Genomic DNA, 20,560 nt, shown 5'->3' with positions numbered 1-20,560 from the left:
AAAACAGGTTTGAGATGGACAAGAAACTGGGGCTGGGTGCCCTCATTTCGCTGGTGATCGGCTCCATGGTCGGTGCCGGGGTTTTCAGTCTGCCGCAAAACATCGCAGCGCACGCCAGTGCCGGGGCAGTCGCCCTGGGATGGGCCATCACGGGGATCGGCATGATCTGCCTCGCCCTGGTCTACCAGAATCTCTCCATGCGTCGACCGGATCTCGATGGCGGCATCTTCAGCTACGCCAAGGCGGGGTTCGGGGATTTCGTCGGCTTCAACGCCGCCTGGGGTTACTGGCTGTGCCAGCTGCTGGCCAACGTCTCCTACGCCATCGTGGTGTTCAGTGCGCTGAGCTACTTCTTCGACACGCCGGACAATGTCATCTTCGGTGACGGCAACACCCCGGTCGCCATCACGCTCGCTTCCCTGCTCATCTGGTCGGTGCATGCCCTGGTTCTGCGCGGCATCCAGGTGGCGGCGCTGGTGAACATCGTCACCACCATCGCCAAGATGGTGCCCCTCATCGTCTTCTGCGTGGCCATCCTGCTCGCTTTCAACATGGAGACCTTCACCCTGGATCTCTGGGGGCAGGGGAGTCCCGAGCTCGGCTCCGTGATGGATCAGGTGAAGTCCACCATGAAGGTGACCCTCTGGGTCTTCATCGGCATCGAGGGGGCCGTGGTGGTCTCCGCCCGTGCCCGCCATCGCAAGGACGTGGGCCGCGCCACCGTGCTGGCGCTGCTGGGGGCCCTGGCGCTCTACGTCATGGTGACCCTGTTCTCCCTGGGGGTCATGAACCAGCCGCAACTGGCGGCCCTCAAGAACCCCTCCACCGCCATGATCCTGGAAGCCGTGGTCGGCCCCTGGGGCGCCTGGCTCATCAACATCGGCCTGGTGATCTCGGTGATGGGGGCCCTGCTGAGCTGGACCGTGCTGGCGGCGGAAGTGCCCTACATCGCGGGCAAGACCGGGGTCTTCCCGGCCTGGTTCGCCAAGGAGAACAAGAACGGCTCCCCCAAGGTGTCGCTCTGGTGCTCCACCTGCCTGGTGCAGATCTTCCTCATCATCATCTACTTCCAGAACAGCACCTATCTGGCGTTGGTGAACATCGCCACCTCGGCGGCCCTGGTGCCCTATGTCTTCTCCGGTGCTTACGGCCTCAAGCTGGCGTTGAAAGGGGAGACCTACGCGGGCCAGCCCCATCAGCGCAAGCGCGACCTGCTGTTGGCCCTGGTGGCCACCGTCTATGGCTGCTGGCTGGTCTATGCCGCCGGGGTGGAGTACCTCTTGCTGGTGGCGCTGCTCTACAGCCCGGGGATCTTCATCTACTGGAAGGCGCGCCAGCACCACGGCCTGCGCAGCCTCAACCGGCTGGAGCAGGGGATGACGGCAGCCCTGCTCGGTTGCGCCGTGCTGGCGTTCTACAAGGTGATGGACGGTACCATTCCCCTGCATTAATCGGCACAATAAAGGGATGGCAAGATGCCATCTCTTTTTTTATGGGCAATGGCGGTCAAGTTGACCGCTGTTTCGTTATTGAAGGAATGTTTATGCTGTTTGTGGGCTATCTGGTGTTGGGGGCCTTCGCGGGCATGCTGGCCGGGCTGTTCGGTATCGGCGGCGGCCTCATCATCGTCCCCGTGCTGGTCCTGAGTTTTCACGCACAGGGCGTGGCGCCGGAGATCATCACCCATCTGGCCCTCGGCACCTCGCTGCCCACCATGATCTTCACCGGTTTCAGCTCCCTGCGTGCGCACCAGGAGGCAGGAGCGGTGGACTGGGGGATGATTCGGCGCCTGGGCGCCGGCATGCTGGTCGGTGCCTGGCTCGGCGGCATGACCGCCAATCTGCTGAGCGCCAGCACCCTCAACATCATCATCGGCTGCTTCGCCTGGACCATGGCCCTGCAGATGGGGCTCAATTTGAGGCCAAAAGCGGAGCGACACATGCCGGGCCCCCTTGGTACCGGGATCGCCGGCACCCTCATCGGCTGGATGTCGGCCTTGTTCGGCATCGGTGGCGGCTCGCTGACCGTGCCTTACCTCACCTGGAACTCGGTGCCCATGCGCAACGCCGTGGCCGCCTCCGCCGCCTGCAGCATGCCCATCGCCCTGGCAGGCAGCCTCAGCTACCTCTATGCCGGTTGGGGAGACGCCGATCTGCCCGAGTGGAGCGTCGGATTCATCTATCTGCCGGCCCTGCTTGGCATCGTGCTCACCAGCACCCAGTTTGCCCGTCTGGGCGCCAGACTGGCACACAGTATGTCACCCCGGCGGCTCAAGCAGGCCTTTGCCCTGCTCATGTTGCTGGTGGGTGCCAAATTCATGCTCTTTAGCTGAACCCTTGGCCAGATTGTTGAAAAATAAGGCGAACGGCTCGCGATGCGGTAGAAAGCCATTGCATTGAGGGGCCAGTTTGCCTATTCTCCTCGCCGGTGGTCCTATTGGTCCTCTCGCATTGATAACCCGTCGACCTGGTCAGGACCGGAAGGTAGCAGCCAAGGCGGGGGACTCGAGTGCCGGGATGTGGCTGGTAGGGCCACCACCTGTTTCTGCCATTCAACAAGTTACAGCTAATACCCCCTTCAGACCTCTTGGTAATCCACTTCATGTGGATGAATCAGGAGTCTTCAAAGTGCATTTTCAGCTCTCTTCACATGCAATTTGCTCTACCGCAAGGTGAGCCTGTGCCCTATGGGCGTTCATCAGGCTTCAGACCGCGCCTGGCTCAAACTTCCTCTTGATCTTCAGCACTGTCCCCTTGAGATCATGCTTTCCCTCAGTCACCTCCCGTGGCCTCTATGGCCCAGCCATCTTCTGACTTTCAGCACTGCAAGCTCTTGCAGTACGCCATCTGACGCCTCCTTTTGTTGGCGCCGGCAGAGCAGGTGAGGCCATGCGCTTGATGCGACACCATGCCGGGGCCACGCGGCAACGCGAACCCCTCTGGTGGCGGGAGCCCGGGCAGGCTATCTTGCCGTTACTGGAGACGCCGGGAACCGGTTTCATACCGTGCGACTCTCCCGTTCTGTTTTATGGATGGTGAGGCCCCGTGCAGGGGCTGCTCTCGACTCACCAGAGACCAGGCTGACAGGCGTGGCATGAATGCAGACCCCGTCAGCCTCTTTTCGCGCCCCTGAGGGGCGCCGTTTTCTGTGGTTGCTCAAAGGAGCCCTGATGATTGGCATGATCGCATCTCTACTCAAACCGGGCCTGCCCGAACACCCGGACTCCTCGCAATATCATGGGGGCCGGTTCAACAATGCCGTGACACCCCAGGCGCGAAGTCTGTGGGAAGGGGCCAGGCTCTGGTGGGACTTTCTGTTCGCCAAGCCTGAGGGCACGGTGCCGGATCGCGCCATTCCGGTACAGGTCATGACCCGGGAGGGGCTCATCGCGGCGCCGGACAACAGCGTGTGGCGCCTCGGCCACTCCACTCTGCTGCTGAAGTTGCAGGGCACGTTCTGGCTGACGGATCCCGTGTTCAGCGAGCGGGCCTCGCCGGTGCAGTGGTTCGGCCCCAAGCGCTGGCATCAACCGCCCATCACCCTGGAGGCGCTGCCCCCCATCGAGGGGGTGATCCTCTCCCACGATCACTACGACCATCTCGATCACGGGGCCATACTGGCGCTGCAGGAGAAGGTCGACCACTTCATCACGCCCCTCGGGGTGGGGGCGCGCCTCATGGCCTGGGGGATTGCGAAGGAGAAGATCCGCGAACTGGACTGGTGGCAGCAGACCCGGGTGGGCGGTGTCACCCTGGTAGCGACCCCGGCCCAGCATTTCTCCGGCCGTGGCCTCGGGGACGGCAACCAGACCCTCTGGGCCTCCTGGGTCATTCGCGGCGAGGGGGTCAACCTCTTCTTCAGCGGTGACAGCGGCTACTTCGACGGTTTCAAGGAGATTGGCAGGCGCTACGGTCCGTTCGACGTGACCTTCCTCGAGACCGGGGCCTACGACAAGCGCTGGGAGCTGGTGCACATGCTCCCGGCGCAGACGGCGCAGGCGTTTCACGATCTCGGGGGGAAATGGCTCTATCCGGTGCACAACGGCACCTTCGATCTGGCCATGCACCGCTGGAACGACCCGCTTGAGCAGATTGCCCGACTGGCTGCCGAGCAACAGATCCCCCTGACCACGCCTGTCATGGGGGAGCCTCTGGAGGTGCTGAGCCCCCATGAGGGTAGCCCCTGGTGGCGCGATTGACCTGAGTGCCTTCCAAAGACGGTGTCACCCCTCAAAGGGGCGTGCGGGAGGTTGGGGCCGGGCCCTGTGAGCGCCCCCGCTGCCTCCCCATCCTCTGCGCCGGACCCGCGACGGCCAGGCGGGGAGGGCGCACGGGAGCGCCTTGCCGCGTTATCTTCTGCCACCAGAGTCTTGCTGATACCTCACTCGGGCTGGGCGGCAACCTGGCGCTTGAAGGGACCTGGCTTGTTGGCCTTGCGGTGTTCCGAAACCAGGATCAGCAGGCGCTGCAGGGCGATGAAGCTGAACAGCAGCAGGCCGATGATGATCTTGGTCCACCAGGAGCTGAGGGTGCCGTCGAAGTTGATGTAGGTCTGGATCAACCCCTGGATCAGCACCCCGAACAGGGAGCCGAAGACGGTGCCCACCCCGCCGCTCAGCAGGGTGCCGCCGATGACAACGGCGGCGATGGCATCGAGCTCGACCCCGACGGCGGCGAGCGGGTAGCCCGCCGAGGTATAGAGCGCGAACACGATGCCTGCCAGGGTCGCCAGGGTGGTGGAGAGCAGGTAGATGCGAATGGTGGTGTGGCGCACCGAGATCCCCATCAGGGCTGCCGAGGTGGCGTTGCCGCCGATGGCGTAAACGTTGTTGCCAAAGCGGGTGCGGTTGGCGAGCAGGATGCCGAAGACCACCACCGCCAGCATGATGAGGGCCAGCAGGCTCAGGCGACCGCCCCCCGGTATCTTCCACGACAGGCTCGACAGGTAGGTGAAGGTGGGGTGATCGATGGGCAGGGACTGCTCGGAGATGAGAAAACTGGCCCCCCGCAGGAAGAACATGCCCGCCAGGGTGATGATGAAGGCGGGGATCTTCAGGGTGTCGATCAGCCAGCCCATGAGGGCGCCAAAGCCTGCCCCGAGCACCAGCACCAGAGGGATGGCCAGCACGGGGCTGACGCCCAGCTTCCCGATGAGGGTTGCCAGCAGCACGCCGGTGAAGGCGATGACGGCCCCCACCGACAGATCGATGCCCCCCGAGAGGATGACGAAGGTCATGCCCACCGCCACTATTCCCAGAAACGCGTTGTCCGTCAGGATGTTGCAGATGATGCGGGTGGACATGAAGGCTGGGAAGGAGGCCAGGCAGAGCAGATAGCCCAGCACGAAGACCATGATGGTCACCATCAGGGGGAGGTTGCGTTTAAACATGGCGAGTCCCTCGCTGGAAGAGGTGGTTGAGGGCCGGTGACTGCATGACCAGCACCGCCAGCACCACCAGGGCCTTGACGATCTGGTTCCACTGGGGCTGGTAGCCGGAGAGCAGGATCCCGGTGTTCACCCCCTGGATGATCAGTATGCCGATCAGGGAGAGGGCGAGGTTGAAGCGCCCCCCCATCAGGGAGGTGCCCCCTATCACCACCGCCAGAATGGCGTCCATCTCGAGCCAGAGTCCGGCGTTGTTGGCATCGGCACCCCGGATGTCGGCGGCGACTATCATGCCGGCGACGGCGGCCATCATGCCGCTCAGCAGGTAGGTGGCGATCACCACCATGGGGGTGTTGAGCCCGGCGTTCTTGGCGGCCTTGATGTTGATCCCCACCGCTTCGATGAAGAGGCCGAGGGCGGTGCGCTTGGTCAGCAGCCAGAGCAGCAGCGCCATGCCCAGGGTGATGATGACCGGGGTGGGCAGATAGAAGAGGGAGCCGCTGCCGATCCAGGCGAGTGCGTCGTTGTTGAAGGTGATGATCTGCCCCTCGGTGATGAGCTGGGCGATGCCCCGGCCCGCCACCATGAGGATCAGGGTGGCGACGATGGGCTGGATCTTGAACACCGCCACCAGCAGGCCGTTCCACAGGCCGCACAGAAGGCCCACCCCGATGACAGCGGCGAAGATGACCGGCAGGCTGTGACCGCCGGTGGCCAGGCTGGCCATGGTGGCCCCGCTGATGGCCATGACGGCTCCCACCGACAGGTCGATGCCGCCGGTGGCGATCACCAGCGTCATGCCGAGGGAGAGCAGGGCCACCGGGGCACAGCGGTTGAGGATGTCGATGAGGCTGCCAAACAGCCGCCCATCCTGGATGTGGATGGCGAAGAAGTTGTCGGCGACCAGGGCATTGATGAGCAGCACGCACACCAGGGCGGCGCACTGGGCCGAGCCCGTGGGCCACTCCCTGCGGGCGGGCGACCCCTTGGCGAGGGGGAGAATGGATGACGTCATATCAGGCCTCACATGCAATGGCGTTCATGATGGCAGGGACGCTCAGGGCGTCCGTCGCAAGCTCTGCCACCTGTTTTCTGTCACGAAGGACGATCACCCGATCGGCATAGCCCACCAGCTCCTCGAGCTCGGAGGAGATGACCAGCAGGGCCAGCCCGTTGGCGCAGAGGGATTCGATGAGGCGGATGATCTCGGCGTGGGCCCCCACGTCGATGCCCCGGGTAGGCTCGTCCAGGATCAGGAACTGGGGTTTGGTGAGCAGCCAGCGGGCGAGCAGCACCTTTTGCTGGTTGCCCCCGGAGAGAAACTGGATGGGCTGCTCTGGTCCCGGGGTCTTGATGGCCAACTGCTCGATGAGGCGGGCGGTGATCTCGTCCTGCTCCTTGCGAGACAGGGGATGCAACCAGCCCCGCTGGGCTTGCAGGGCCAGCACCATGTTCTCCCGCACCGAGGCCGAGGCGATGATGCCGGCGCTCTTGCGATCCTCCGGGCAGAAACCAAAGCCGTTGGCGGCCGCCTGGCGTGCAGAGCGGATGGTCACCGGCTTGTCCCGCACCCGGCACTCGCCGCTATCGCTCGGGACTATGCCGAACATCAGCTCGGCGGTCTCGGTACGACCGGACCCGAGCAGGCCGGCGAGGCCCACTATCTCCCCGGGCATGACGTCGAGACTGAAAGGGGTGATGACTCCCCGCTTGCCATAGTCCCTGAACGACACCATGGGCTGGTTGCTGCGCAGTGTTTTGCCCGCCCGCTTGAGGGCATTGTCGTCCAGCTCGCGTCCCAGCATCATCTTGACCAGCTCCAGTTGTGGCAGTGCCTGGGTGTCGCGGGTGCCGACCAGCTCGCCGTTGCGCAGCACTGTGATGCGATCGCTGATGGCGTAGACCTGATCGAGAAAATGGGTGATGAAGATGAGGCTCACCCCCTGATCCCGCAGGCGCGTCATCAGGGAGAAGAGCATCTGGACTTCGCTGGCATCCAGGCTCGCGGTGGGCTCGTCCAGGATCAGGATCCTGGCGGAGAGTGACACCGCCCGGGCGATGGCCACGATCTGCTGCATGGCGACCGAGTAGTGGTCGAGGGGCAGGGTGACATCCATCTCGAAGCCGTGGCTGGCCATGATGGCGCTGGCCTGCCGGGTCATGGCGCCCCGGTCGATGAAGCCGAAACGGCGTGGCTCGTGGCCGATGAAGAGGTTGTCCGCCACCGACATGTTCGGCAGCAGGTTGACCTCCTGATAGACGGTGCCTATCCCCAGACGCTGGGCATGGGCGGTGTCCGTCGGGGAGATGGGGACGCCATCGAGTTCGATACGGCCAGCGTCTCGCTGATAGACACCGGTGAGGGTCTTGATCAACGTGGACTTGCCGGCCCCGTTCTCGCCGAGCAGCGCCATGATCTCTCCCCGGCGCAGGGAGAAGTCCACCTGATGCAGGGCTCGTACTCCGGGAAACGCCTTGCATATTCCGCGGGCATTCAATACGACATCGTGAGTGTTCTCTGACATGAACATTGGCTCTCCGATATAGCGCGCCATACAAGTTCAATCACTTATATGGCGCGCTATGTGACAGTCTGGCGGGGGAGCGGGATTAATAACCCATGTCTTTTTTCAGCTCGAGCTGCGCCTCGGCACTCCCGGGCTCAAACAGTTTGGACTCCGTCTTGATATGTTTGGGGGGCAGGGTGCCATCTTTCTTATAGGCCAGCAGGGCATCGAAGGCCGGTCCCGCCATATTCGGCGTGAGCTCCACCGAGGCATTGGCTTCGCCTGCGATCATCGCCTTGAAAATATCCGGCACGCCATCGATGGAGATGATCTTGATATCCTTGCCCGGTTTCAGCCCGGCCTCTTTAATGGCCTGGATGGCGCCGATGGCCATGTCATCGTTATGGGCGTAGACGGCGCAAATATTCTTGCCGCTATTTTCCGCCTTGATGAAGCTCTCCATCACCTCCTTGCCCTTGCTGCGGGTGAAGTCGCCGGACTGCGTGCGGATGATCTTGATGGTGGGCACGGCCGAGACGGTGTCGAGGAAGCCCTTCTTGCGATCCAGCGCCACGCTGGCACCCACCGTGCCCTGCAATTCCACCACGTTGCACGGTTTGCCATCCTGCTGCTTGATGAGCCACTGGGCTGCCACTTCCCCTTCGTGGACGCTGTCGGCGGCGACCCCGGTCATGAAGAGACCGTCATCTTTTACCGTGATATTGCGATCCAGCAGGAAGACCGGGATCTCGGCCTCTTTCGCCTCCTGCAATACTGGCTCCCAACCAGTCTGTACCACGGGGGCAATAAAGATGGCATCCACCCCCTGGGCAATAAAGGAGCGAATGGCCTTGATCTGGTTCTCCTGTTTCTGCTGGGCATCGGCAATTTTCAGGATGATGCCGCGTTTTTGGGCTTCGCTCTTGGCGACCGATGTTTCTGCAGCTCGCCACCCGGATTCAGAACCAATTTGCGAGAAGCCCACGGTCATCTCTGCAGAATATGCAGTGGCCGAGAGAATAAGGGTGCTGATAATGCTCGCCAGTTTCACTTTTTTATACATATGACACTCCTTTGTGATGCATGGTGAAATAAACCGGAACACGTCAGGTTTTTATTGTACGGGTCAAGGTTATAGGCTCTTGAATTAAACGGCGGGAGGTGGCTCACAGAAAATTTTTAGCAGCACGATGCTTCATACAAACAGCAGAAGAGTTCATATATCGAGCCCTGCCTGTATTGATTTTTATGCATATTTATTTAATTAGGCAACCATTGTGTCCAGAGTGCCACCTGCTTTTTGCCCCCGGTATCGGGGGCGCAGGCACGCAGATGAGGGGCCCTCGTCAACGAAGAGGGGGATATTCCCCTGGCACAGGCGACCCCTCTGGGTGCACCGCTGCCAGCAGATAATCCACGAAGGCCCGGACCCGGGCCGAGAGGTGACGGTGCTGTGGATAGAGGGCGTAGAAGGGGCGGGATCGCCCCGCAAAGGGGGTCATCACCTCGATCAGCTTGCCTTGCAACAGCGCCTCGGCTGCCACGAAATGGTAGATCTGGAACAGACCGCCCCCAGCCACCGCCCAGCCCAGGCCCGCCAGCACATCGTCAAGCACCCGCTGTCTGCTCTGGACATGAAGGTCGACAGGGTCCCCCTGCTCGTTCACGAACTGCCAGGGGAAGGGGCGACCCGTGCTCGGGGTGATGAACTGGATCAGATCATGTTGCGACAGCATCTCCAGGGAGGTTGGCGCGGGGCGGCGGGCGGCATAATCGGGGGTGCAGAAGACCCCGAGGCTGGCATCCTCCAGCTTGCGGGCGATGATCCGCCCATCGCGCGGCTCCCCCAGCCGGATGGCCAGATCGTAACCATCCTCCACGAAGTCGATGTTCCTGTTGGAGACATTGAGCTCCAGCTCGACCTCGGGATAGGCCGCCATGAAGCCTGGCAGCAGGGGCACCAGACGGTGGTGGGCATAGACGGTGCCCACGCTGATGCGCAGCACTCCTCTGGGGTGGCGCTGGCGGCCGGTGATGGCCCGCTCGGCCTCGGCGATCTGCTCGAGCGCCTGCTGGCACTGTTCCCGATAGAGCTCCCCGTCATGGGTGAGGCGCACGCTGCGGGTGGTGCGATGGAAGAGTTTGACGCCGAGCCTGGCCTCGAGACGCTGGATGGAGCGGCTCACCGAGGCGGGCGTTACCCCCAGTACCTGAGCCGTGGCGGTAAAGCTACCAAGTTCGGCTGCCTTGCAAAAGAGCTCTATGGTGCCGAGCTGGACGGGGTCGAAGGCACGGGACATATGTTCATCCATGTAAATAATCAAGTTCAATGGTGTGAGTTTATTCGTCCGTGTGTAATCAGTAAATTGCTCATCGAGGGCGGCCCGGTGGCCGCCCGATCGATCACTGCCATCAAAAGGAAGATCACGATGAAGAACACCCTCAAGGCCGTGCTGGCCTCACTGCTGCTGGCGACCTCCGCTGCGGCCAGCGCCTCCCCGAAAGGCGAGATCCTGGTGCTGCTCTCGAGCGAGACCGAACTGCCGCTGCAAGGGGGCAAGAGCCTGACCACCGGCTTCTACCAGAATGAACTGGGGGTGCCTGCCGCCGCCCTGCTGGAGGCCGGTTATACCCTGACCCCGGTGACCCCGAGAGGGAACCGGCCCGTTGTCGACAAACACTCCGTCGATCCCCAGTACTTTGGTGGCAACCCGCAGGAGATGGTGCGCATCGGCGCCGTCGTGGAGGGGCTGCTTGGCGCCGGCAAGGTGCTCTCCCTGAGGGAGGTGCTGGCATCCGGTCCCGAGCGCTATGCCGGCCTCTTCATTCCCGGCGGCCACGCACCCCTCATCGATCTTGCCAAGGATCCCGAGGTGGGGACCCTGCTTCGCCACTTCCATGACAACCACAAACCCACGGCCGCCATCTGCCATGGCCCCATCGCGCTGCTGGCGGCGCAGGCGGATCCGGCCGGGTTCGAGCAGTCGGTCATTGCAGGCAAGGCAGACGGCGCCAGAGAGTGGATCTACGACGGTTACAGGATGACCATCTTCTCCGACAAGGAAGAGGCGGTGTTTGAAGGCTCCCTTGGGGGTGACAAGCTGCGCTACTACCCGGCGAAGGCCATGGCCCAGGCCGGCGGCAGCATGCAGTTCGTGGCACCCTGGCAGCCTGGCGTTGTGATCGATCGCGAGCTCATCACAGGCCAGAATCCCTTCTCCGACCACGCCCTGGCGAGCGCCTTCATCGCGGCGCTGGACAAACAGCAAGGGGCAGACTGACGCCAGGAGAGGCGCAAGTTCCCCCCTTGATCAGTGCAGGCAGCCCCCATGGGCTGCCTTTTTCATGCCCCTGCCTTGGCGAGAAACGCCTTCATGGCGGGGGTGACACTGTGTTTTCGGGTGATGAAGGCGATGGTGCCTGCGCTTGCATCGCTCAGGTGGTGGCAGGGCAGTTTGAAGAGCTGCTGGGCGGTGGCGGCGATGCCGGCGCTGACCACGGCGCAGCCCAGGCCGTGGCTCACCCCGTTGACCAGGTGGAACAGGGAGTCTGTCTCCAGCACCACCCGCAGGCTGATCTGCTGGCGGGCGGCGGCCTCGTCCAGGTAGCGGCGAAACTGCATGGTGGTGCTTGGCAGGATCAGGGGGAGATCTTGCAGGTCCGCCAGGGTCAGCGGCCCGGTCGGGGCGCAGTGGGCAGGCAGGGGGCCCAGCAGGGCCATGGGGTTGGGGTGGCGAAGCTGGACGTCGAGGGCCCTGCGCTGATGCTCGGTGAGCAACTCGTCAAAGCCGAGCCCGATGTCGATGCGATGCAGATCCAGCTGCTCCATCAGGGTGGCATGGGTCATCACGCAGAGGTGCAGGCCCACCTTGGGGTAGGCGTCGTTGAACCCCTTAAGCAGCGGCATGATGTCGATGCTCGACTGGGGCACGACGCCGATGCGTAGCGCCCCCGACAGCCCGCCCCGAAAGAGGCTGAGCTCTTGGCGCATGGCATCCTGCTCCTGCAGCATCCGCTCGGCGTGGTGCAGCACCACTTCCCCCGCCTGGGTCAGGGCCACGAACTGGCTGTTGCGCACCACCAGTTCGGTGCCAAGTGACTTCTCCAGGGCGGTGATGCTGGCTGACAGGGTCGGCTGGGTGATGAAGCAAGCCTTGGCCGCCTTGGCGAAGTGACGGTGCTGGGCCAGCTCGTAGAAATAGTGCAACTGCTTGATATTCATCGTGGTAATGGCAGCAGGCAAAGGCAATGAGCGACAAATTTAATCAATCGACATCCCGATAGCAATAGAAGTTATCTATTGGTGAATAGATTTGTTTCATTGGTTTTGGCGCGGCGGCTTATCTAAACTTGAGGCCCGAATACAGCTTATAAGCGTCTCGCATGATCCCTTTCAATTCACGGTTGCCCAGTCTGGATGAGCTGGTGGAGGAGGTGGCCGTGTCCGTCAACATCAACGGCATCAACCATGCCGTCATGATGGCCACCCCGGACGATCTCGACGATTTCGCCATCGGTTTTCTGTTTGGCGAGGGGATCATCGGGGGCAACCACGATGTACACGATATCCAGAGCACCCCGTCCGAGCACGGCATCGTGCTCGATGTCACCATCGCCAACCGCTGTCTGGCTGTGCTTGGCCAGCGCAAGCGCCGCCTGGCCGGTGCCAGCGGCTGTGGCATCTGCGGGGTGGAGGCCATCGAACATGCGTTGCCCGTGCTCACCCCGCTGACCCCGGGCGCCCCCTTCGACACCGCCTCTTTGCAGGACCTGCGGGAGCGCATCGTCCCCTGGCAGAGCAAGGCCCGCCAGAGCGGCGCCCTTCATGCCGCCCTGGCGCTGGATGATCGCGGCGAGATCCTGGCCTGCCGGGAGGACATAGGGCGGCACAACGCCCTGGACAAGCTCATCGGCATGCAGCTGCGCCAGCCGTTGCAGGCCGATACGCTGGTCATCACCAGTCGTTGCGGCAGCGAACTCATTCACAAGGCGGTGCAATTTGGCGCCGCTCACCTCATCAGCCTTGCTTCCCCCAGCCAGCTCGCGGTGCGACTGGCCCTGAAGTACAACCTGACCCTGATCCATGTGCCCCGATCCGATGCCCCGGTCTGCTATGCCAGCCCCCGCGCCCAGGATCACGTTGGAGATTCCCATGTCCAGTCATATTGAGAAACCGGCCAAGGCCGGCGGCTTTTCCTCCCTGCAGTCCACCTTCAAGCAGGTGCTGCAGAGCCAGAAGACCCGCCAGAACATCAAGAACCTGCTGCGGGTCAACCAGACCGACGGCTTTGACTGTCCCGGCTGCGCCTGGGGTGACAACAAGCAGGGGGCCTTCCAGTTTTGCGAGAACGGCGCCAAGGCGGTGGCCTGGGAATCCACCGGCAAGACGGTGGGTGCCGATTTCTTCGCCGAGCATTCGGTGCGCCGTATCGCCACCCAGAGCGACTACTGGCTCGAATATCAGGGGCGACTGACCGAGCCCCTGCGCTACAACCCGGCCACCGATCACTACGAGCCGGTGAGCTGGGATCAGGCGTTTGCCCTCATCGCCGACAAACTCAAGAGCCTGGCCAGCCCCGACGAGGTGGAGTTCTACACCTCGGGACGCGCCAGCAACGAAGCCTCCTACCTCTATCAGCTGTTTGGCCGCCTCTATGGCACCAACAACTTCCCCGACTGCTCCAACATGTGCCACGAGGCGAGCGGGGTGGGGCTTATCCAGTCCGTCGGGGTGGGCAAGGGCACCGTGGTGCTCGATGATTTCGACGCCGCCAAAGCCATCTTCGTCTTTGGCCAGAACCCGGGCACCAACCACCCGCGCATGATGAACGCCCTGCGCAAGGCGGCGCGCCAGGGGTGCCAGATCGTCACCTTCAACAACCTCAAAGAGGTGGCCCTCGAGCGCTTCGCGAGCCCCCAGAGCCCGGCGGAGCTACTGACCCCGGCGGCCACCACCATCAGCCACCAGTACCTCACGCCAAAACTTGGCGGTGACATGGCGGCCATTCGCGGCATGGCGAAATACATCCTGGAAGAGGAGGGGGGGCGCATCGATCTTGCCTTCATCGAGCAGCACACCGCGCACTTTGACGACTACCTGGCTCAGGTGAAGGCCACGGAGTGGACGCAGATCGAGGCGCAATCCGGCCTCGGTCGGGAGGCGATCACCCGGGCGGCGCAGATCTTCGCAAGCAGCGAGAGCGTGATCAGCTGCTGGGCCATGGGGATCACCCAGCACAAACATTCGGTCGACACCATTCGCGAAATCGTCAACCTGCACCTGATGTGCGGCCAGATTGGCAAGCCGGGGGCCGGACTCTGTCCGGTGCGCGGTCACAGCAACGTGCAGGGCAACCGCACCATGGGGATCAACGAGAAACCCAATGCCGCTTTCCTCGATCGCCTGGAGCGCCGCTTCCCGGTGGGCTTCAAGCGCACGCCGGGGCACAACGTTTACGAGGCCCTCAAAGCCCTTCATGGCGGCAAGAGCAAGGTGCTCATCTGCCTTGGGGGCAACCTGGCAGCCGCCGCGCCGGATACCGAGTTCACCTATGAAGCGATGCGAAGGAGCGAGCTCAACGTGCAGATCAGCACCAAGCTCAACCGCAGCCACCTCATGGTGTCAAAAGATGCTCTTATCCTGCCCTGCCTGGGCCGTACCGAGCTCGATCAGCAGCGCACCGGGGTGCAGAAGATCACCGTGGAGGACACCTTCAGCATGGTGCACGCCTCCACCGGGATGAACGAGCCGGTCTCGCCGCTCTGTCTCTCCGAGATAGACATCGTGGCCCGCATGGCCGAGGCAACGCTCCGCAGCGAGCGGGTGGACTGGCTGGCGCTGCGGGATGACTACGGGTTGCTGCGGGATCTCATCGAGGAGACCATCGCGGGCTTTGGCGACTTCAACCGCCGCATCGAGGAGCCCTGCGGCTTCCATCTGGAGAACAGCGCCGCCCTGCTGCGCTGGAACACCGCGAGCGGGCGCGCCGAATTCAGGGCGAGCCGTTTGCCGGACTCCATTCTGCCCGAGTGCACCAGCCACGCGGAGCAGATGGTGGACCAGCCCGTGCTGCTGCTTCAGAGCCTGCGCTCCCACGATCAGTACAACACCACCATCTATGGCATGGATGATCGCTATCGCGGCATCAAGGGGCGACGCAACGTGGTCTTCATGAACGAGGAGGATGCCAGGAGGCTGGGGCTCGCCGAGGAGCAGCGGGTGGACATGAGTGCGGTGTGCAACGACGGGCGCGAGCGGGTGGTACGGGGCTTTAGCGTCATCTTCTACGAGATCCCGAAAGGCAACATCGCCGCCTACTACCCGGAGACCAACCCCCTGGTGGCCATCGAGAGCATAGGGGAGGGCTCTTTCACCCCCACCTCCAAATCGGTGCCCGTACTGGTGACCCCGAGCGCCGCCTCGGTCGAGAACCTGGCCGTCACGCTCTGATCCCCTGACATGGATACCGTCCGACCCCTGCCATGGCAGGGGTTTTTTATGGCCGAACGGTGTCCGGCAAAGCCTGGGCCGATCAACCCAGGGCCACCACCACGCAGTTTCGGCCCTGGCTCTTGGCATCATAGAGCGCCTTGTCCGCCTCCTTGAGCACGGCGGCGATGCTGGTGGCATCCGCCCCCCAGTGGGCGACGCCGAGGGAGATGGTGATGTGGCCAGCTACCTCCATGTCGTGGCTCGCCACCCGGGTACGCAGGCGCTCGGCGATCTTCTGCGCCTGTGCAAGGGAGACCCCGGGCAGCAGCAGCAGGAACTCCTCGCCGCCGCTTCGACACAAGGCGGCATCGGAACGCAGATCCTGCTGCATCAGGGTGGCGAGGGAGACGATGACGGCATCCCCCACGTCGTGACCGAAGCGGTCGTTGATGGCCTTGAAGTGATCGATGTCCAGGGCAATCACCGTCAGGGGCTGACGTTCGGCCTCGTACTCGTCCAGCATCTGCTGCATGGCCCGGCGGTTAAACAGGCCCGTCATGGGGTCGGTGTGGCTGTCGGTGTGCAGTTTGTCGATCTTGGTATTGAGCAGCCCCAGACCCTTGAGGATGGCCTGCTTCAACTGGGCCGCTTCGAAATACCAGGCGCGGATCCCCGAGATGCTGGTGGCGGCCCCCTGCTGATCCATGAGTCCGGCCCGGTTGGCCAGTTGACGCAGGGGTCTGGCGATGATGGTGGCCGAGAGCCAGATGACGAAGAGAATGAAGAGGGTGACCGGGATCATCCCCTTGAGGATCTCCAGCATCTGTTCATCCAGACCGGCCAGGGTGGCGCTGCGGGGGCGCTGGGCCACTATCCCCCAGCCTGCGTCCGCCACCGGGGCAAAGCCTGCCAGCATCTCGCTGCCCCGGGAGTTGAGCACGCTCTGGGCGCCATCCTGCCCCTTGAGCACCGCATCCACCACCCGGTTCTTGCCAATCCTCTGGCCGATGCGTTCCGGGTTCGGGTGGTAGATGAGGGTGCGCTGGCGGTCCACCACATAAAGATAAGAACCATCCTGGTAGTAGTGCTGCCCCAGCAGGCTGGAGAGCACGCTGGCGGACTCCAGATAGATGGTGCCGGCGACATAGCCGAGGTAGCGCTTGTCTGCCGAGAAGATGGGGTGGGAGAGGCTGATGAGGTAGTTGCCAGTGAGGGAGACCAGGGGATCCGCGATGAGGGGCTGCTGGCTGGCCAGGGTCCGGCTCGCATTGGCCGAGGTGAGCTTGACCCCTTTCACATGCAACGCCTCGGGAGAGACGGCGACGATGACGGAATCGGTGTTCACGATGGCCACCGAGTTGAAGGTGTTGGTCTGCTGGCGCAACTGGCCTGCCACCTCCTCGAGTCCATGGAGGTCGTTGCCCTGTAGCAAGGGGGCGAGCCGGGCCGCGCCATAGGCCAGCTGTCCCTGGGCCGAGCGCAGCATGGTCTCGGTGGAGGCGGCGAGCTTGGTGGCATAGACCCGGTTTGCTTCCAGGGTGCTGTCGATGAGCAGTTGTCTTTGTGCCTGATAGATGGCGTAAAAGCTGTTGCCAAAGGTTGCCAGCACGCCGATGACGGCCAGCGCAAGGATGAGGCGATGCAGATCAAACCTCAGCAGCCAGTGAGAGTGCATGAACGAAACGGATCCTTGTCGTGGCGTCGGGGCAGTGCGGCAATTTTAAGGGGGGTGTCCGCCCAATGCCATCGTTAATGTGATTCTCGAATGGTTCCCTTTCATGGGGTGTCCCAGGTGGGAGCCCCGTCCCCGGTCGTCATGAGGCCGGTGAGGGCGGGATCCGCCAGCTCCGCCACCGTCTGCCAGAAGGGGGCGACGAGGGGATTGTCGTTGCCCGGCGGGCGAATGAGCCCGATGATCCAGCTCGCGTCGGCCTCCCCGAGGGGCAGGGTCAGCACATCGGGATGCTCAATGGTGGTGGAGGAGGGGACCAGGGTCCAGGCGATGCCGGCCGCCGCGGTGGCGATGCCGGCGGCGAAGTCGTTCACGTACTGGATGTCCTGAAAGCGCAGGCCGCTCTGGGCGAGGTAATGGATGAACTGATCGTAAAAAGAGGGGGCCTTGTCCCGGCGCAGGATGGCGAGCGGCTTCTCCTGCAGATCGGCGAGCCCTGCCACCCCCTGATAGCCTGAGGGCAGCACGGCGACGAAATGGGCGCGCACCACGGGCAGCACCGGCCAGCCCTTGGGGGCGGGCAGGCGGCAGAAGCCGAGATCCAGCCGCCCCTCCGCCAGCGCCAGCAACTGGTGATGGGTGGAGAGATCGTTGAGCTCGATGGCGACCCCGGGGCGGCTGGCCCGAAAACGGGCGATGGCGGCGGGCACCAGCAGCTTGGTGGCGACCCCGAAGCCGATGCGCAGGGTACCCGCGTGGCCCGCCAGCACGTCGCGGGCGCTGCGGGCGAGCTGCTCGCTCTGGGCCACCAGGGTGCAGGCGTCGGCGTAGAGGGCGCGCCCGAGCACCGTCAGCCGGGTGCTGCCGGCGTTGCGCTCGAACAGCTCGCCACCAAGGTCCGCCTCCAGCCGGCGGATCTGCTTGCTCAGGGCAGACTGGGTGACGTGCTGGCGCGCCGCCGCCTGACCAAAGTGCAATACCTCCCCCAGGGTGACGAAGGCTTTCAGGTCTCTCAACTCCATGGTGCCTCGCTTGATTCCAGATAGGAATGATAGGTGGCTATATTTGTCATTGGACGGAATTCTAGAAGTGTTGGATGCTGGTGCCAACTCATTTCGGGCCCCTGTACGGGGTCGACGTATCACGGGATGGCCCCCGCCATCCGCGCAGAAGGAGCAACACCAGATGCATCATCACAAGTTCAATGACTTCCCGAACGGTTTCCTCTGGGGCGCCGCCTCCGCCGCCTATCAGGTGGAAGGGGCCTGGAACGAGGAGGGCAAGGGCCCCTCGGTATGGGACAGCTTCACCAAGCTGCCGGGCAAGACCTTTGAAGGGAGCAACGGAGACGTGGCGGTGGATCACTACCACAGGGTGGAAGAGGACGTGGCGCTGATGGCCGAGATGGGGCTCAAGGCCTATCGCTTCTCGGTGAGCTGGCCGCGCATCTACCCGACGGGGCGTGGCGAGGTGAACGAGGCGGGGCTCGCCTTCTACGACAGGCTCATCGACGCCCTGCTGGCCCACGGCATCGAGCCGGTGCTGACCCTCTATCACTGGGATCTCCCCCAGGCCCTGCAGGATGAGTACGGCGGCTGGGAAGACAGGCGGATCATCGACGACTTCGAGTGCTATTGCGTGACCCTCTATCAGCGCTTCGCCGGCAAGGTGAAGTACTGGGTGTCGCTCAACGAGCAGAACTACAACCTGACCAACGCCTACCAGCTGGGCACCCATCCTCCCGCGGTGCAGGACAGGAAGCGTTTCTTCGCCGCCAACCACATCGCGTTTCTCGCCAATGCCCGGGTCATCAAGGCGTTTCGCCAGCATGTGCCGGGTGGCCTGATTGGCCCCAGCTTCGCCTACTCGCCAGCCTATCCGGCCTCCTGCGCCCCGAGCGACATGCTGGCGTTCGAGAATGCCGAGGAGTTCACCAACCTCTGGTGGCTGGATGCCTACTGCTTCGGCCGTTACCCCCAGGCGGCGCTCGCCTATCTGCGGGAGACCGGCGAGGCGCCGGAGATCCTGCCGGGCGATCTCGAGCTCTTGCGCGAAGGCACCCCCGACTACATCGGGGTCAACTACTACTACACCCTGACCTTCACCGACAACCCCCTCGGCGGCCAGACGATGCAGCGCATCAACACCACGGGCAAGAAGGGCACTACGCCCTCCAGCGGCATTCCCGGCCTCTACAAGACGGCCCCCAATCCGCACCTTGAGACCAGCAACTGGGACTGGGCCATCGATCCCACCGGGATGCGCATCGCCCTGCGTCGGCTCTCCTCCCGTTATGCCCTGCCGCTGATGATCACCGAGAACGGCCTGGGGGAGTTCGACAAGCTGGAAGCCGGGGACAAGGTGAACGACGACTACCGTATCGCCTATCTGCACAGCCACCTCAAGGCGTGCCAGGAGGCGATGCAGGACGGGGTCGAGCTGATTGGATATTGCGCCTGGTCCTTCACCGACATCCTGAGCTGGCTCAACGGCTACCAGAAGCGCTACGGCTTTGTCTACGTGGACAGGGACGAGCAGGGAGGGTCTCTTCGTCGCATCAAGAAAGAGAGCTTCCACTGGTACAGCCAGGTCATTGCAAGCGGTGGCAAGACTCTGTAACGGGCCCGGTGCGCCGCACCTCGTCTGCCCAATGCCGGAAGGCCCCCTCGTCGGAGGGGGCCTTCCTTGTTTGTGCAGTAGGCAACCATGACCGCCTAGATAAACATGCCGCCCGAGGCTTCGATGCGCTGGGCGGTGATCCAGCGGCAGTCATCGGAGAGCAGGGCGGCGATGGCACCACCGATGTCGTCGGGCTGACCTACCCGGCCAAGGGCGGTCTGGCTCGCGAGAAAGTCGTTGACTCCCTTGTTGTCGCGCACCACGCCGCCGCCAAAATCGGTCTCGATGGCGCCGGGGGCCAGCACGTTGACCGCGATGCCCCTGGGGCCCAGCTCCTTGGCCAGATAGTGGGTCAGCACCTCGACGCCCCCCTTCATGGCGGCGTAGGCGGCATAACCCGGCATGGCGAAGCGGGTGAGGCCGGTGGAGAGGTTGAGGATGCGACCGCCGTCTGCCAGGAGGGGCAGGAGCGCCTGGGTCAGGAAGAAGGTCCCCTTGAGGTGGATGTTGAGCAGGGTGTCGAACTGCTGCTCCGTGGTCTGCTCGAAGCTGGCATGAATGCCGATCCCGGCGTTGTTGACCAGGAAGTTGAAATGGGTGCGCTGCCACTCCCGGGCGAGCAGTTGCGTCACCTCCTCTGCAAAGGCCGCGAAGGTGGCGCTCTCGCCCACGTCCAGTGTAAGGGCATGGGCCCGAACGCCGAGGGCGCGGGCCTGGGCCACCACCGCCACCGCCTCTGCGGCCTGGCTGCGGTAGGTGATGATGAGGTCGACGCCTTTGGCGGCGAGGGCCAGGGCCCCGTGCTTGCCAAGGCCGCGGCTGGCCCCGGTGATGAGGGCGATGGGTCTGGTCATGGTATGACTCCTGTCAGGGTGGCGGACACAGGCTCGATACGAGCCGACCGGATCACTGTATTGTTCCTTTTAAACTGGATAAATAGCGTGA

General features: G+C 63.4%; 16 protein-coding genes and 1 other RNA gene. 8 read left to right on the top strand and 9 right to left on the bottom strand.

The window, feature by feature from the left end; all coding sequences use genetic code 11:
- Positions 1–14 precede the first annotated feature (14 nt).
- From arcD to ACPW74_RS10090, 4 genes are all read left to right on the top strand, one after another.
- Complete coding sequence (gene arcD / locus ACPW74_RS10105) at positions 15–1,451, top strand: arginine-ornithine antiporter (protein ID WP_010674600.1); 1,437 nt, start codon at positions 15–17, stop codon at positions 1,449–1,451.
- 92 nt (positions 1,452–1,543) lie between these two features.
- A complete protein-coding gene (locus ACPW74_RS10100; RefSeq protein ID WP_408754831.1) occupies positions 1,544–2,332 on the top strand; it encodes a sulfite exporter TauE/SafE family protein in 789 nt (262 codons plus the stop codon).
- A gap of 102 nt (positions 2,333–2,434) precedes the next feature.
- An RNA gene (gene ffs / locus ACPW74_RS10095) (signal recognition particle sRNA small type) lies at positions 2,435–2,531 on the top strand.
- A 647-nt stretch (positions 2,532–3,178) separates the two neighbouring features.
- Entirely contained in the window at positions 3,179–4,198 is a 1,020-nt protein-coding gene (locus ACPW74_RS10090; protein ID WP_232097984.1) for an MBL fold metallo-hydrolase, read from the top strand.
- Between the two features lie 182 nt (positions 4,199–4,380).
- Here ACPW74_RS10090 and yjfF read toward each other — a convergent pair whose 3' ends face one another.
- The 5 genes from yjfF to ACPW74_RS10065 all read right to left on the bottom strand — a co-directional run bounded on the left by yjfF (position 4,381) and on the right by ACPW74_RS10065 (position 10,204).
- Positions 4,381–5,388 carry a galactofuranose ABC transporter, permease protein YjfF gene (gene yjfF, locus ACPW74_RS10085; protein WP_010674604.1) on the bottom strand — a complete coding sequence of 336 codons (1,008 nt, stop codon included), beginning with the start codon at positions 5,386–5,388 and terminating at the stop codon, positions 4,381–4,383.
- Entirely contained in the window at positions 5,381–6,400 is a 1,020-nt protein-coding gene (gene ytfT, locus ACPW74_RS10080) for a galactofuranose ABC transporter, ATP-binding protein YtfT (RefSeq protein WP_408755495.1), read from the bottom strand. Before ytfT ends, yjfF begins: the two co-directional genes overlap by 8 nt.
- Before the next feature lies 1 nt (position 6,401).
- Positions 6,402–7,910, bottom strand: coding sequence for a galactofuranose ABC transporter, ATP-binding protein YtfR (gene ytfR, locus ACPW74_RS10075; RefSeq protein ID WP_010674606.1), 1,509 nt, complete (start codon positions 7,908–7,910; stop codon positions 6,402–6,404).
- 85 nt (positions 7,911–7,995) lie between these two features.
- Positions 7,996–8,955, bottom strand: a complete 960-nt coding sequence (gene ytfQ, locus ACPW74_RS10070; RefSeq protein WP_010674607.1) for a galactofuranose ABC transporter, galactofuranose-binding protein YtfQ — start codon at positions 8,953–8,955, stop codon at positions 7,996–7,998.
- A gap of 283 nt (positions 8,956–9,238) precedes the next feature.
- The gene (locus ACPW74_RS10065) at positions 9,239–10,204 is read right to left on the bottom strand and encodes a LysR family transcriptional regulator (protein ID WP_197975637.1); all 966 of its coding nucleotides are present in this window, start codon (positions 10,202–10,204) and stop codon (positions 9,239–9,241) included.
- 117 nt (positions 10,205–10,321) lie between these two features.
- On the opposite strand from ACPW74_RS10065, the gene ACPW74_RS10060 reads away from it, so the two are divergent.
- The gene (locus ACPW74_RS10060; protein ID WP_041211380.1) at positions 10,322–11,173 is read left to right on the top strand and encodes a type 1 glutamine amidotransferase domain-containing protein; all 852 of its coding nucleotides are present in this window, start codon (positions 10,322–10,324) and stop codon (positions 11,171–11,173) included.
- A gap of 62 nt (positions 11,174–11,235) precedes the next feature.
- On the opposite strand, the gene ACPW74_RS10055 is transcribed toward ACPW74_RS10060, so the two are convergent.
- Positions 11,236–12,114, bottom strand: a complete 879-nt coding sequence (locus ACPW74_RS10055; protein ID WP_010674609.1) for a LysR family transcriptional regulator — start codon at positions 12,112–12,114, stop codon at positions 11,236–11,238.
- A gap of 161 nt (positions 12,115–12,275) precedes the next feature.
- Between ACPW74_RS10055 and fdhD the strand changes: the two genes are divergently transcribed.
- Positions 12,276–13,061 (top strand): formate dehydrogenase accessory sulfurtransferase FdhD, encoded by a 786-nt coding sequence (gene fdhD / locus ACPW74_RS10050; protein ID WP_113070321.1) that lies wholly within the window; start codon positions 12,276–12,278, stop codon positions 13,059–13,061.
- A complete protein-coding gene (locus ACPW74_RS10045) occupies positions 13,045–15,342 on the top strand; it encodes an FdhF/YdeP family oxidoreductase (RefSeq protein WP_425859083.1) in 2,298 nt (765 codons plus the stop codon). The genes fdhD and ACPW74_RS10045 overlap by 17 nt, the downstream gene beginning before the upstream one ends.
- Positions 15,343–15,424: 82 nt before the next feature.
- Here ACPW74_RS10045 and ACPW74_RS10040 read toward each other — a convergent pair whose 3' ends face one another.
- Both ACPW74_RS10040 and ACPW74_RS10035 read right to left on the bottom strand, forming a co-directional pair.
- Positions 15,425–16,999, bottom strand: coding sequence for a sensor domain-containing diguanylate cyclase (locus ACPW74_RS10040; RefSeq protein WP_139701062.1), 1,575 nt, complete (start codon positions 16,997–16,999; stop codon positions 15,425–15,427).
- A gap of 101 nt (positions 17,000–17,100) precedes the next feature.
- Entirely contained in the window at positions 17,101–18,018 is a 918-nt protein-coding gene (locus tag ACPW74_RS10035; protein ID WP_425859080.1) for a LysR family transcriptional regulator, read from the bottom strand.
- 163 nt (positions 18,019–18,181) lie between these two features.
- On the opposite strand from ACPW74_RS10035, the gene ACPW74_RS10030 reads away from it, so the two are divergent.
- Positions 18,182–19,615: a glycoside hydrolase family 1 protein gene (locus ACPW74_RS10030; RefSeq protein ID WP_425859079.1), complete on the top strand. Its 1,434-nt coding sequence runs from the start codon at positions 18,182–18,184 to the stop codon at positions 19,613–19,615.
- 95 nt (positions 19,616–19,710) lie between these two features.
- Here the strand turns inward: ACPW74_RS10030 and ACPW74_RS10025 are convergent, their stop codons facing one another.
- Positions 19,711–20,469, bottom strand: coding sequence for an SDR family NAD(P)-dependent oxidoreductase (locus tag ACPW74_RS10025; protein ID WP_425859077.1), 759 nt, complete (start codon positions 20,467–20,469; stop codon positions 19,711–19,713).
- Between the last annotated feature and the right edge of the window lie 91 nt (positions 20,470–20,560).

It is taken from the genome of Aeromonas sp. INTO2, assembly GCF_049860605.1.
GTDB classification, from domain to species: domain Bacteria; phylum Pseudomonadota; class Gammaproteobacteria; order Enterobacterales; family Aeromonadaceae; genus Aeromonas; species Aeromonas caviae.
This window is presented reverse-complemented; position numbering and strand designations above follow the sequence as displayed.

Excerpts from the sequence above, each read along its gene's own strand:
- arcD (WP_010674600.1), top strand. The coding sequence starts at position 15 with ATGGACAAGAAACTGGGGCTGGGTGCCCTCATTTCGCTGGTGATCGGC.
- ACPW74_RS10100 (WP_408754831.1), top strand. The coding sequence starts at position 1,544 with ATGCTGTTTGTGGGCTATCTGGTGTTGGGGGCCTTCGCGGGCATGCTG.
- ACPW74_RS10090 (WP_232097984.1), top strand. The coding sequence starts at position 3,179 with ATGATCGCATCTCTACTCAAACCGGGCCTGCCCGAACACCCGGACTCC.
- yjfF (WP_010674604.1), bottom strand. The coding sequence starts at position 5,388 with ATGTTTAAACGCAACCTCCCCCTGATGGTGACCATCATGGTCTTCGTG.
- ytfT (WP_408755495.1), bottom strand. The coding sequence starts at position 6,400 with ATGACGTCATCCATTCTCCCCCTCGCCAAGGGGTCGCCCGCCCGCAGG.
- ytfR (WP_010674606.1), bottom strand. The coding sequence starts at position 7,910 with ATGTCAGAGAACACTCACGATGTCGTATTGAATGCCCGCGGAATATGC.
- ytfQ (WP_010674607.1), bottom strand. The coding sequence starts at position 8,955 with ATGTATAAAAAAGTGAAACTGGCGAGCATTATCAGCACCCTTATTCTC.
- ACPW74_RS10065 (WP_197975637.1), bottom strand. The coding sequence starts at position 10,204 with ATGGATGAACATATGTCCCGTGCCTTCGACCCCGTCCAGCTCGGCACC.
- ACPW74_RS10060 (WP_041211380.1), top strand. The coding sequence starts at position 10,322 with ATGAAGAACACCCTCAAGGCCGTGCTGGCCTCACTGCTGCTGGCGACC.
- ACPW74_RS10055 (WP_010674609.1), bottom strand. The coding sequence starts at position 12,114 with ATGAATATCAAGCAGTTGCACTATTTCTACGAGCTGGCCCAGCACCGT.
- fdhD (WP_113070321.1), top strand. The coding sequence starts at position 12,276 with ATGATCCCTTTCAATTCACGGTTGCCCAGTCTGGATGAGCTGGTGGAG.
- ACPW74_RS10045 (WP_425859083.1), top strand. The coding sequence starts at position 13,045 with ATGTCCAGTCATATTGAGAAACCGGCCAAGGCCGGCGGCTTTTCCTCC.
- ACPW74_RS10040 (WP_139701062.1), bottom strand. The coding sequence starts at position 16,999 with ATGCACTCTCACTGGCTGCTGAGGTTTGATCTGCATCGCCTCATCCTT.
- ACPW74_RS10035 (WP_425859080.1), bottom strand. The coding sequence starts at position 18,018 with ATGGAGTTGAGAGACCTGAAAGCCTTCGTCACCCTGGGGGAGGTATTG.
- ACPW74_RS10030 (WP_425859079.1), top strand. The coding sequence starts at position 18,182 with ATGCATCATCACAAGTTCAATGACTTCCCGAACGGTTTCCTCTGGGGC.
- ACPW74_RS10025 (WP_425859077.1), bottom strand. The coding sequence starts at position 20,469 with ATGACCAGACCCATCGCCCTCATCACCGGGGCCAGCCGCGGCCTTGGC.